Below are 12,434 nucleotides of genomic sequence, written 5' to 3'. Positions count from 1 at the left end.
GCGTTAATTATGCGCTTATGATTTTTTTTCGCAACAAAAATCAATCAATTCTCATCAAAATGTGACCGTTAGCACAAGTTTCATCAGCATGTGTTTAGTTCACTTTATCGATGTTGTCTGGATAAATAGAATTATGTGATTCTTATCACGAAACAAACAACTTTATTTTATCTTTCTTTTTAAGCATTGCATAATGCTGACTGACATGTCACAAGTGAGGAGAGGTGCATCATGAAAAATATGTTATTAATGAGTGGTTCCAAATATCAGCAAACTGATTATTTAGTTCACACAATACCTTGGCTGAAAGACTTTTTAGCGGGCTACCAAGGTAAAAAAGTGGCGTTTATTCCTTATGCTGGGGTTCGCCAATCTTATGATGAATATGAAGCAAAAGTGCAAAAAGCGTTAGCTGAATTGAATCTTGATATTATTTCTGTGCATCGTGCAACAAAACATGTGCAACTTGTTGAACAAGCTGATGTGATTGCAATTGGTGGAGGAAATACGTTCTGTCTATTGAAAGGGATGTATGAGCATCAATTAATTGAAACAATTCGAGCCAAAGTGGAAGCGGGGACGCGTTATTTTGGTTGGAGTGCTGGCTCCAATGTAGCAGGCGCATCCATCATGACGACGAATGATATGCCTATCACTTATCCACCTTCATTTAATGCCTTGAATCTTTTCCCTCACCAACTTAATCCGCACTTTATTTCAGGTAAGCCACAGGGGCATAATGGCGAAAGTCGTGAAGAGCGGTTGGCTGAATTTTTGATTGTTAATCCAGCGGCTAAAGTCTATGCCTTACCTGAAGGAACCGCATTACGTATCCAGAATGAGCAAGCCACAGCATTGGGCTCACATGATATTTTAGTCTTTAGCGAGAATATGCAGTTAAGTACGATCCCCGCACATTCAACCTTCCGTTATTAGTGGTGTTCGTGCACTTTTCTCTAACTTCGTTTGGTGAAAAGATCATAACCGCTTATAATCAGCGTCGTTTTTTGATTATATAGAGAGAGAACAATATGACAGCTCAAAGTGGTGTATTATTAGAACATTGTAAAGCAGCCGTTTTTCTAGAAGCAAAGATTACGGACGTATTGGCTATTCCAGAAGCAAGTCGTCAATTTTGTGATAAGTTAGCCCAATTGCAGCAACAATATCCAGAAGCAAGGTTAGGTGCCGTGGTGGCATTCGGCGATAACGTTTGGAGACAACTCGCGGGGGAATGCAGTGCAAAAGAACTCAAACCTTTTGTAACATTAGGCAAAGGAGACGCGTCGGCACCAGCAACACAATGTGATCTCTTAGTACATATTCAATCATTACGTCCTGATGTCAATTTTTCAGTTGCTCAAGCGGCGATGTCTACATTTGGCGCTGCGATCGATGTAGAACAAGAAATTCATGGCTTTCGTTGGGTTGAGGAGCGTGATTTTACAGGATTTATTGATGGTACCGAAAATCCACAAGATGCAAAACGTGCTGAGGTGGCATTAATTGCACAAGGTGAAGATGCGGAAGGCAGCTACGTATTTACCCAACGTTATGAGCACAACTTAGCAAAATGGGAGAAATTGACTGACGCAAAACAAGAAACCGTGATTGGTCGTACTAAACCAGATAGTGTGGAGTTAGCCGATAAACTTGATACTTCCCATGTAGGACGTACAGATTTGAAAGAAAATGGCGTTGGGTTGAAAATCTTACGTCATAGCCTGCCTTATGGAACAGCAAGTGGTAAGCATGGTCTCTTTTTCATTGCGTATTGTGCAACGTTGTACAATATTGAGCAGCAATTACTTAATATGTTTGGGGAAAAAGACGGTAAAACCGATCGGTTATTAGGTTTTACGAAAGCGGTGACAGGCAGTTACTATTTTGCGCCGTCTTTGGATAAACTCCGATCATTATAAGATCTCAGCCCTATTTATTTTTCGCTTCACAAGTGCGGTCAAGATTTTTAAAATTTGACCGCACTTTTGTTTAATTGGCTGTCGCCTCTTCAACAGGTGCGGCTTGCTGTGAGGAATGCAATTCTGGACTTAATGCCTCCCATATACTTGGTTGGCGTGCTTCTGTCGGTGCAGTTTGGCAAAAAGACTGACCATTATTTATCCAGACTGGAATTTTTCTTGCGCTGTTACAATCCCAACTACCGTGTTCATTAATACCTACCCATTTTATTGTTTCCAACTGTGGCAAAGTAAAAGGCAAAGTGTGATTACGTTGTAAATAGTCTTGATAAATTTGTAATGCGCCAGATGCCCCTGTTAATTTTGTTTCTCCGTTGTCATCTCGTCCTAACCATACGGTTGCAAGGTGTCGTCCATCAATGCCCACAAACCAGGTATCTCTTGCTTCATTTGTCGTGCCTGTTTTACCCGCAAGATGCAAGTCACCAAACTTGTGTTGTAAACTCCTTGCGGTACCTCGTTCAACGGTTTGTTGCATGGCGTAGAGGGTTTGATAGGCGGCTTCTGCTGGAACCACTTGTTCTGGTTCTAAACGGCGCTGGTAGATTAAATTCCCTTGTTGATCCATCACACTCTCGATCGTGGCTAATGGTATTTTTTTACCTTGGTTTGCAATAACTTGGTATAAGTGCGTGACTTCATACGGCGAAATCGCATAAGCCCCTAATAATGTTGATGGGACCTGAGGAATATGTACTTTATCCCATCCCATCTTTTTCTGGGTATCGATCACATGCGTTAATCCGACTTGCATACCTATGTTAACTGTCGGAATATTTAATGAGCGAGCGAGGGCATCCATTAGCATGACTGAACCGCTATATTTACGATCATAGTTACGTGGTTGCCAAGGTGGGCTACCTTTAATATGAATGGTAATCGGTTGATTTTGGATCGGTGTATTTAAACGAAACTGATTAGGATCAGCAAGTGCGCTTAAATAAATCGCGGGTTTGACTAATGAACCAATTTGCCGTTTGGCACTGACTGCACGGTTAAATCCAGCATATTGGGTTTGTAATCCGCCCACTAATGCACGCACTTCACCCATTTGATAGTCTGCAATGACCATTGCTGCTTGTAAGTGAGGGTTTTTATATTTTGCTTGGAGTGTAGAGGTGGCACTCACTACCGCATTTTCTGCATAGGTTTGTTGTTTCACATCAAGCGTTGAAAAAATACGAGCCCCTAAGAGATTACTTGCTTTATTTTCTCCTAATTGTGCACGTAATTCTGCTTGCAATGTTTGCAGAAAAGCTGGGTATTTGCGTGTAATCTGCCCACGATCTTGCACGTTGAGTGGACGTTGAACGAGCAGCTGGTATAACTCATGACCAATGACCTTATGTTCTAATAACAAGTGTAGAACGACATTGCGTCGTTCTAAGGCGTGTTTAGGATTGCGCCACGGATTATACAAAGACGGACCTTTGACCATACCGACTAACAGGGCGATTTGATCGAGACTGATTTCTCGTGTTGAACGACCAAAATAAAAATGACTGGCTAATTCAAAACCGTGGATTTGTATATCGCCATTTTGCCCTAGATAAATTTCATTAAGGTATGTTTCTAAAATACGATTTTTATCGTAACGCCAATCAAGAATCAGTGCCATTAAAGCCTCATTGAATTTTCGAGTTAGCGTACGTTCATTCGTAAGAAATAAATTTTTGACAAGCTGCTGTGTTAAGGTGCTACCGCCTTGTACGGTGTGTCCCGCTTGAATATTCGTGATTGTTGCACGTGCAATACCCAGTAGACTAATTCCATCATGTTCGTAAAAACGGCGATCTTCTGTCAATAATAGCGCATCGATTAATAAGCGTGGATATTGTTGTAAAGCAATGGCTAAACGTTCTTCTTTGTCTGATTGAAGCATCGCAATTAATTTGGGTGCAAGTCGAAATGAGGAAACTTGGCGTTGATTAATTAAGTCTTCAATCACCGTCAATTTATCTTGTTCGAAACGGAGGCGAAATACACGTTGGGCTTCAGGTTGAACGGGGAAAGGGAAGGCACGTCGTAATAAGACGATAGTATTATCCTCTATTTTGAAGTCACCAGGCGCTGCGACCAGCTTGGTTTGACGATACTCATTGTCCAGTAGTTGCTGTTTGACTTGAGCAAACGTCAAATTGTCTTCAAGACGAATACTTTCAATACGACTGTATACTTCAGCGGGGAGTTGCCAGATTTGCCCGCGCATTTTCGTTTGGATTTGCCAGTCTAGATAAAGGGCATAGAACGTTAAAAGACAAGTCAACGTGAACGCGATTTTAATGAAAAAACGTATCCAAGCATGTTTTCGATGGGGTTTTGCTTTTTGACCTTTAGACATCGCGTATTCTCAAGTTGGGATGGCTCAATTAAGATTGAATGAAATCGAGGTAAGATTGAAGAAAATGAATGAAGTCATCTGTGCCACAAAACGCAATGCTTTCCTCGTCATAATAATGAAAGTCATCGTCAAGTTGTTGCTCACTTTCGATGTGTAAGTTATTTGCTCGTACCATGACTTCATCTTGGTTTACAAAGAGCGTGTATTCACAACCCACTAAAGTCAACTCTTGTTGAGGTTTGCATGCATGAATTTGTTGAAGTGCGTCTTCAATTTTTTGTGTATTTGACCGCACTTCGCTGTTAAACCAATTCGCGATAGCCTCATGTCCCATAGAACACTTAACCAACGTGGTGCCGAGATGAGAGGTGAATTGAAAGTCCATATTTTAAATGCTAAAGGAAGAACCACAGCCACAAGTTGTGGAAGCATTTGGGTTATTGACGATAAAGCGAGAACCTTCTAGTCCCTCAGTATAATCCACTGTACCACCAATAAGATATTGCAAACTCATTGGATCGATGACCAATTGCACACCTGATTTTTCAATGGTTAAATCGCCTTCATTTACTTTTTCATCAAAGGTGAAACCGTACTGAAAGCCACTGCATCCACCACCTGTAATATAAACACGCAATTTTAAGTTGGGATTTTCTTCTTCACTAATGAGTGTTTTTACTTTATTTGCGGCCGCATCAGTAAAAGTCAGTGGCACGGAAATCTCTGTCATAATTTATCTCGCTCTATTTTTAACTGAATTTGTATATTATCTAATAACCAACTAATCCGTTCAAGAATTTATCAAGGATTTTTGCTTGAGTTGGTGTTATAATTCGAACACGAATAGATTTTGTGGAGAAACTGTCTGATGGCAATTCCGTTAAGAACAGAACAAGAAATTGTGAAATTGCGTGAAGCATGTAAGTTAGCTGCTGATGTGTTAGTCATGATTGAACCTTATGTCAAAGCTGGTGTAAGTACCAATGAGCTCGATCGTATTTGTCATGATTATATGGTGGAACAACAAAAAACTATCCCCGCTTGTCTTGGTTATCATGGTTTTCCTAAAGCGACGTGTATTTCAGTTAATGAAGTTGTATGTCATGGGATCCCGAGCGAAGATAAGATTTTGAAAAATGGTGATATCGTCAATATTGATGTAACAGTCATTAAAGATGGATATTTCGGTGATAATTCAAAAATGTATATTGTTGGCGAGACCACAATTCGTAGTAAAAAATTATGTGAAGCTGCGCAAGAAGCTTTGTATGTGGGGTTACGTGTCGTTAAACCTGGGATTCGTTTAAATGAAATTGGTCGTGCAGTACAAAAATATACCGAGAGCCAAGGGTTTAGTGTCGTGCGTGAATACTGTGGGCATGGTATTGGCACGGAGTTCCACTGTGAACCACAAGTGTTGCATTATTATGCGGATGATGGTGGTGTGATTTTACAACCTGGCATGGCGTTTACTATTGAGCCGATGATTAATGCTGGCAAAAAGGAAGTGCGCTTAATGGGGGACGGTTGGACAGTAAAAACAAAAGATCGTAGCCATTCTGCACAGTATGAACATCAAATTGTCGTCACGGAAAAAGGGTGTGAAGTGATGACTATTCGTGATGAAGAAATTGCGGAAGGACGAATTAAACGTATTATGGTAAACGTTTAATTGAATTGACATCATGGCTGAATTTTTTCAGCCATTTTTTTAATTAATTGTTGAGATAAGCATGCTTTTCCCTTATTCCCCAGTAACCGAATTGAAAGCAAGTGCGGTTAAAATTCAAAAAGAAAATTTAAAGCAGTTTGAATATGAACATTTTATGCAATTCTCAATATATGCGTTAATTGAGAATCGTACGTTATTTTGCGATCACCTATTATGTGATCTTTGGCAAAAATTTAAACTGTCAGAACAGAAAAACTTGACACTGCTTGCCGTTGGCGGTTATGGGCGAGCGGAAATGTTTCCTTTATCTGATTTAGATTTTTTGATTTTAACGGAGCAACCACTTGATCAAGAAACAGAAGAGAATGTTCGTCAATTTATTCAATTCTTGTGGGACAGTGGTTTTGATGTTGGGCAAGCTGTACGTACCTTAACACAATGTCAAGAAGCGGGTTTACAGGATATTACAATAGCCACCAATTTACTCGAAGCGCGCTATTTAATGGGGAATTTTGCACAATTTACTCAGTTGATGCAACAATTACAACAACCCGATTTTTGGCCGTGTGAAACCTTTTTTAATGCGAAAACACAAGAGCGAACAGTACGTTATCAGCGTTATAATAATACTAGCTATAACCTTGAACCTGATATTAAACATAGTCCAGGTGGCTTAAGAGACTTACATCTATTGTATTGGATCGCTTTACGTCATACAGGCGCAAAAAATTTAGATGAAATTTTGGCATCAGGTTTTATTTATCCCGTGGAGTACAGGTTATTACAAGAAAGCCAACAGTGTTTGTTTAAAGTACGCTTTGCTTTACATTTGATCTTGAAACGTTACGATAATCGTCTTTTGTTTGAGCGTCAGATTCAAGTCGCTGACTTATTGGGCTTTAAAGGAGAAGGAAATCAAGGTGTGGAAAAAATGATGAAGATTTTTTTCCAAGCATTACAAACGATTTCTTTTTTGAGTGATTTACTTGTTAAGCATTATCGAGAACATTTTTTACAATCTTCTTCCCCCCTTCATATTGAAGTGCTCGATCCGTATTTTCAGTTAGTAAATCGTGCTATTTGTTTGCGTTATCCAACTGTATTTACGGAGAAACCTGAACAAATTTTAAATTTATTTTTTCATCTGACAGCCCATCCTGAAGCTGATATTCATTCCTCAACTTTGCGTCAACTCCATCTTGCGTTAGAACAATTACAAGGTCATTTGTGTGATGATGCGTTAGCGAGAGAAACTTTTTTACGTTTGTTTAATCAACCGAAAGCTATTGAGCGAGCATTCGTACCGATGCACAAATATGGAGTGTTGAGTGCTTATCTTCCCCAATGGAAACAGATTGAAGGCTTAATGCAGTTCGATTTATTTCATTGTTACACAGTAGATGAACATATATTACGAACATTATTGAAATTAGAGTATTTTTTGACGCCTGAAAGTGTTGAAGTTCATCCCGTTTGTAGTCGATTATTTCCTCGTCTCACTGACCGCACTTTACTCTATATTGCGGCATTATTTCATGATATTGCAAAAGGACGAGGGGGAGACCATGCTCAACTGGGGGCGATTGATGTAGCTGAATTTGCGCAATTACATGGTTTTGATCAACGTGAAATTCAAACGCTAGTTTGGTTAGTTGAACAACATTTATTAATGTCCGTCACCGCACAGCGACGGGATATCCATGATCCAGAAGTCGTGTTGAATTTTGCGGAAGCGGTACAAAATCAAGTCCGATTAGACTACTTAACCTGTTTAACTGTGGCTGATATCTGTGCTACGAATGAAACATTGTGGAATAGTTGGAAGCGAACATTAATTGCAACATTGTATCAATTCACCCACCAGCAGTTTGATCAAGGGATGGACTGTTTACTCGATCATCAACAAAAAATTGCTGAGCATCGTGAGCAGGCATTAGATCTATTGAGTAAAACATCTTTATTAACGGTGCAGACAATCAATGAAATCTGGCAAAGATGTCCAGATGAATATTTCTTACGTAATACGCCAAAACAAATTGCATGGCATACGCAATTATTGTCTGAATTAAAAGAGAATTTATTGGTTAAAATCAGTAATCGTTTTTCTGAGGGTGGAACAGAAATTTTTGTTTATTGTCAAGATCAACCAAACTTATTTAATCATGTAGTCACGACGATTGGGTCAAAAAAATTGAGTATTCATGATGCACAAATCATCACAAGTCATGATGGTTATGTTTTTGATAGTTTCATTGTGACTGAAGTTGATGGAACCTTATTGAAGTTCGATCGCCGTCGCAGCTTAGAAAAAGTGTTGACACATGTGTTATCGTCCCCCTCGCCAATGAAAAATACGCTTATTCCAAATCGTAAATTACGTCATTTTAGTGTGAAAACAGAGATTCGCTTTTTAAAGGAAAATCGAACGGATCAAACGGAAATGGAATTGTTTGCCTTAGATCAAACAGGGTTACTTGCTAAAGTGAGTCAGGTATTTACAGAGCTCAAATTGACTTTATTAAACGCCAAAATTACGACTATTGGTGAAAGAGCCGAAGATTTTTTTATTTTGACCAACGATCAAAATCGTGCTTTAACGGCAAGTCAGCGAGAAGAACTTGAAAAAAGACTACATCAAGTTCTCCGTTAAAACATGATGAAATGTGACCGCTCTTTCGTAGGCGGTCACCCGCTATTTTATTTCAAACTCGCAAATGCCACATCGGCGGCTTCTAATGTGCGTTCAATGTCTTGTTCTGAATGCGCTAAAGACATAAATCCTGCTTCAAAGGCAGAAGGGGCTAGATAAATACCTTGTGCTAACATCTTATGGAAAAATAGGTTAAAGCGTTGTATATCGCATGCCATCACATCTTGATAGGAAGAAACACGAGGTTTGTCTGTAAAAAAGAAACCAAACATTCCACCTACATAATTGACCACAAAGGGAATCTGATGTTTATCAGCGAGAGTTTTCAAACCGATTGCCAATTTTTCTGTTAATTGAGCTAAACGCGCTTCATTACCTGCTTTTTTGAGTTCAGTTAAACACGCTAAACCTGCCGCCATAGCGATAGGGTTGCCTGACAATGTCCCCGCTTGATAAACAGGCCCCGTTGGTGCAATGTGTGCCATGATCTCTTTTTTTCCACCAAAGGCACCAACAGGCATCCCACCACCGATCACTTTACCTAGGCAAGTTAAATCAGGTGTCACATGATAATAAGATTGTGCACCACGTAAGGCAACACGGAATCCCGTCATGACTTCATCAATAATTAATAGCGCACCATATTCATCACAAAGCTCACGCAAACCTTGCAGAAAATGCTCTTGTGGTGGAATACAATTCATATTTCCCGCTACAGGTTCAACAATAATACAGGCGATCTCTGTTGGGAATTGCATAAACGCCTGTTTGACCGAGTCTAAATCATTATACTGACAAGTGAGAGTATGCTTGGCAAAATCTGCGGGGACACCTGGTGAGTTAGGTTGACCTAGAGTTAGGGCACCAGAGCCTGCTTTGACTAACAATGAATCAGCATGACCATGATAGCACCCTTCAAATTTGATGATTTTATCTCTCCCAGTATAACCACGCGCTAAGCGAATAGCGGACATAGTGGCTTCTGTACCAGAGCTGACCATACGTACCATTTCAATAGAGGGGATGAGTGAGCAGACTAATTCTGCTAATTCAATTTCTAGTGGCGTAGGTGCGCCAAAGCTCAACCCTTTTTCAGCGGTTTTAATCACGGCATTTAAAATAGCTGGGTGGTTGTGCCCTAAAATCATCGGTCCCCATGAGCCCACATAATCAATATAATGCTTTCCTTCTGTATCAAAAATATAGGCACCTTGTGCTTTCTCAATAAAAATAGGTGTTCCTCCCACACCATTAAAAGCACGTACAGGAGAGTTAACGCCACCAGGAATTGTTTGTTGAGCACGTTGAAAGAGTGAGGTTGAAGTTGTCATAATAGCAATCCTAATAAATGATAAAAATTGTCTCTATTTTACTGTAAAAAGTGACAAAGAGATAAAATATTTATGGCAGAAAAAAGGCGTTGTGGTATTCTGCGAACATAAAAATTGATAGGACAAATCACATGTTTTTGAGTTTACTTGCCACTTTTTTAGGGGCGTTTTTTACTTTGCTCATTATGAGACCTGTTGCGAATAAACTAGGGTTAGTCGATAAACCGAATTACCGTAAACGGCATCAAGGTGCGATCCCGTTAATTGGTGGGGTATCATTATTCGTAGGTAACCTTTGTTTCTATTTATTAGAATGGGAGCAAATGCGTTTACCTTCGCTCTATTTATTTAGTATTTTTGTTTTATTAGTGATCGGGATGATCGATGACCGTTTTGATATCAGTCCATTCCTACGAGCAGGGATTCAAGCGCTATTAGCGATATTGATGATCGATCTTGGTAATTTATATTTGGATCATTTAGGACAGATTATCGGTCCATTCCAATTAACACTTGGATCGATAGGATTGATTATTACTGTACTTGCAACGATCGCAGCAATTAATGCTTTCAATATGATTGATGGTATAGATGGATTATTGGGAGGTCTATCAACAGTTGCTTTTGTCTCAATTGGTATTTTATTAGTAATGGATAACCAGCTGGATTTAGCTTACTGGAGTTTTGCATTAATCATTGCTATTTTGCCTTATTTCATGATGAATTTAGGGATTCCATTGGGGGCAAAATTTAAAGTGTTTATGGGCGACGCGGGGAGTACATTGATTGGATTTACGATTATCTGGATCTTATTATTAAGTACGCAAGGTAAAGGGCATCCAATGAATCCTGTGACCGCATTGTGGATTATCGCGATTCCACTCATTGATATGGTCGCGATTATGTATCGTCGCTTGCGAAAAGGGAAAAGTCCGTTTCGACCAGACCGATTACACGTCCATCATTTAATGATGCGAGCAGGGTTAACATCAAGACAAGCTTTCCTACTCATTACTTTTGCTGCAGCAGTGTGTGCTACTATCGGTATTCTCGGCGAAATTTTTTACATTAATGAATGGATCATGTTTGGTGGATTTATTCTTTTATTTTTTATGTATTCTTATTCAATTACTCGAGCATGGCGTATTACACGTTGGATTAGACGAATGAAACGAAGAGCAAAACGCGTTAAGACAGGAAACAAATCATGACACACACTGAAAATTCACAAAAAAATGACCGCACTTTCTTGGGGAGAATGTTTTTTATAATAGTCATCGTCGCGTTAAGTGCGGGGATTGCTTATGGAAGTAGCTTTTTAATCAATAAATCTTGGGTTGCAGAAGCAAAAGTAGAAAGACCTGATGTTGCTGCATTAGGTAATTATTATACATTATCTTCTACTTACCAATTTATTCATAACAAAGAAAATGCATTATCAGCAACAGACATGGCATATCATGAATTTATAAGACAGTTAACTTCTGAAAAAGCAAAACGTCATTTCTGGCAAACAAGTGAATATTATAAACAGAAGCAGACAGGCGAAGATCCAATTGACCTTATCTTATTAGAGAAACTGATTTCAAGCATACAATTCGAAATGGCATCCTCAAATGCGTTTGCAGATACTATTCGTCTTGAACTGGATAATCCTAAGTTAGCGACAGAATTACTTTCCTCTTATATTGAATATATCAATCAAGAAACACGTAAAGTGATTTATAGTGATCTCATTACTCAATGGAAAGTATTATTTGAACGAATCAAAAAAGCGACGGAGTTGAATTTAGGTAAAAATGGATCAACAACAAATTCAGCAGATGATTGGCAAGGAAAATTACAAATGATGCGAGCGGTGAACCCACTAGATGAGCAGTTTACAGCATATCGCTATTCTAAACAGCCAACACAGCCAGTTAGCCATTATGCCCCGAATCGCTTAAGTTGGGGAATCATCGGTAGTATCATCGGGGTATTCATTGCCTTATTATCTTTATCATCATTTAATTTACGCAAGAAAAATAATTAAACGGCTTCTATTTACTGAAAAATAGGCGTATATTTAATATTTATTGTTCAAATTGAACAAAAAACTATCTAATGAGATTTTTTTTCAAAAAAACACTAGACAACTGTTTGGGAACTCATTAATATACGCCCCGCAACGACGCGATGAGCGCTCGTAGCTCAGTTGGATAGAGCGTTGGCCTCCGGAGCCAAAGGTCGCAGGTTCAAATCCTGTCGAGCGTGCCAGAGGTTAAATGCATTGAAAACTAAACCTTGTATAAAATGATGGTGGCTATAGCTCAGTTGGTAGAGCCCCGGATTGTGATTCCGGTTGTCGTGGGTTCAAGTCCCATTAGCCACCCCAATTTCAGTCGGCGAGTAGCGCAGCTTGGTAGCGCAACTGGTTTGGGACCAGTGGGTCGTAGGTTCAAATCCTATCTCGCCGACC

10 protein-coding genes and 3 tRNA genes are annotated in these 12,434 nt (G+C 39.4%); 9 read left to right on the top strand and 4 right to left on the bottom strand.

Going from position 1 to position 12,434, the window contains the following annotated elements; genetic code table 11:
- Positions 1–231: 231 nt before the first annotated feature.
- Together pepE and ACWIT3_RS08590 are read left to right on the top strand one after the other, a co-directional pair.
- On the top strand, positions 232–936 hold the full coding sequence (gene pepE / locus ACWIT3_RS08595) for a dipeptidase PepE (RefSeq protein WP_457162311.1): 705 nt from the start codon (positions 232–234) through the stop codon (positions 934–936).
- Positions 937–1,031: 95 nt separating this feature from the next.
- The gene (locus tag ACWIT3_RS08590) at positions 1,032–1,922 is read left to right on the top strand and encodes a Dyp-type peroxidase (RefSeq protein WP_457162310.1); all 891 of its coding nucleotides are present in this window, start codon (positions 1,032–1,034) and stop codon (positions 1,920–1,922) included.
- 70 nt (positions 1,923–1,992) lie between these two features.
- Here ACWIT3_RS08590 and mrcB read toward each other — a convergent pair whose 3' ends face one another.
- The 3 genes from mrcB to erpA are packed head-to-tail and all read right to left on the bottom strand — an operon-like array spanning position 1,993 to position 5,053.
- The gene (gene mrcB, locus ACWIT3_RS08585) at positions 1,993–4,323 is read right to left on the bottom strand and encodes a penicillin-binding protein 1B (RefSeq protein WP_457162309.1); all 2,331 of its coding nucleotides are present in this window, start codon (positions 4,321–4,323) and stop codon (positions 1,993–1,995) included.
- Between the two features lie 28 nt (positions 4,324–4,351).
- Positions 4,352–4,708 carry a YacL family protein gene (locus ACWIT3_RS08580; protein ID WP_457162308.1) on the bottom strand — a complete coding sequence of 119 codons (357 nt, stop codon included), beginning with the start codon at positions 4,706–4,708 and terminating at the stop codon, positions 4,352–4,354.
- A 3-nt stretch (positions 4,709–4,711) separates the two neighbouring features.
- Positions 4,712–5,053, bottom strand: coding sequence for an iron-sulfur cluster insertion protein ErpA (erpA, locus tag ACWIT3_RS08575; RefSeq protein ID WP_046340066.1), 342 nt, complete (start codon positions 5,051–5,053; stop codon positions 4,712–4,714).
- 138 nt (positions 5,054–5,191) lie between these two features.
- Here erpA and map point away from each other — a divergent pair, with 138 nt between their 5' ends.
- On the top strand, positions 5,192–5,995 hold the full coding sequence (map, locus tag ACWIT3_RS08570; RefSeq protein ID WP_457162307.1) for a type I methionyl aminopeptidase: 804 nt from the start codon (positions 5,192–5,194) through the stop codon (positions 5,993–5,995).
- A 61-nt stretch (positions 5,996–6,056) separates the two neighbouring features.
- On the top strand, positions 6,057–8,645 hold the full coding sequence (glnD, locus tag ACWIT3_RS08565; RefSeq protein WP_457162306.1) for a bifunctional uridylyltransferase/uridylyl-removing protein GlnD: 2,589 nt from the start codon (positions 6,057–6,059) through the stop codon (positions 8,643–8,645).
- Between the two features lie 47 nt (positions 8,646–8,692).
- Here glnD and hemL read toward each other — a convergent pair whose 3' ends face one another.
- Complete coding sequence (gene hemL, locus ACWIT3_RS08560; RefSeq protein WP_457162305.1) at positions 8,693–9,976, bottom strand: glutamate-1-semialdehyde 2,1-aminomutase; 1,284 nt, start codon at positions 9,974–9,976, stop codon at positions 8,693–8,695.
- A 131-nt stretch (positions 9,977–10,107) separates the two neighbouring features.
- On the opposite strand from hemL, the gene wecA reads away from it, so the two are divergent.
- The 5 genes from wecA to ACWIT3_RS08535 all read left to right on the top strand — a co-directional run bounded on the left by wecA (position 10,108) and on the right by ACWIT3_RS08535 (position 12,432).
- Positions 10,108–11,187 (top strand): UDP-N-acetylglucosamine--undecaprenyl-phosphate N-acetylglucosaminephosphotransferase, encoded by a 1,080-nt coding sequence (gene wecA / locus ACWIT3_RS08555; RefSeq protein WP_457162304.1) that lies wholly within the window; start codon positions 10,108–10,110, stop codon positions 11,185–11,187.
- Complete coding sequence (locus tag ACWIT3_RS08550; protein ID WP_457162303.1) at positions 11,184–12,008, top strand: LPS O-antigen chain length determinant protein WzzB; 825 nt, start codon at positions 11,184–11,186, stop codon at positions 12,006–12,008. The genes wecA and ACWIT3_RS08550 overlap by 4 nt, the downstream gene beginning before the upstream one ends.
- 147 nt (positions 12,009–12,155) lie before the next feature.
- Positions 12,156–12,232: transfer RNA gene (locus tag ACWIT3_RS08545), tRNA-Arg, on the top strand.
- Between the two features lie 42 nt (positions 12,233–12,274).
- Positions 12,275–12,350 (top strand) — tRNA-His (locus tag ACWIT3_RS08540).
- A gap of 8 nt (positions 12,351–12,358) precedes the next feature.
- Positions 12,359–12,432: transfer RNA gene (locus ACWIT3_RS08535), tRNA-Pro, on the top strand.
- Positions 12,433–12,434 lie beyond the last annotated feature (2 nt).

This window comes from Pasteurella sp. P03HT (assembly GCF_054052285.1).
This window is presented reverse-complemented; position numbering and strand designations above follow the sequence as displayed.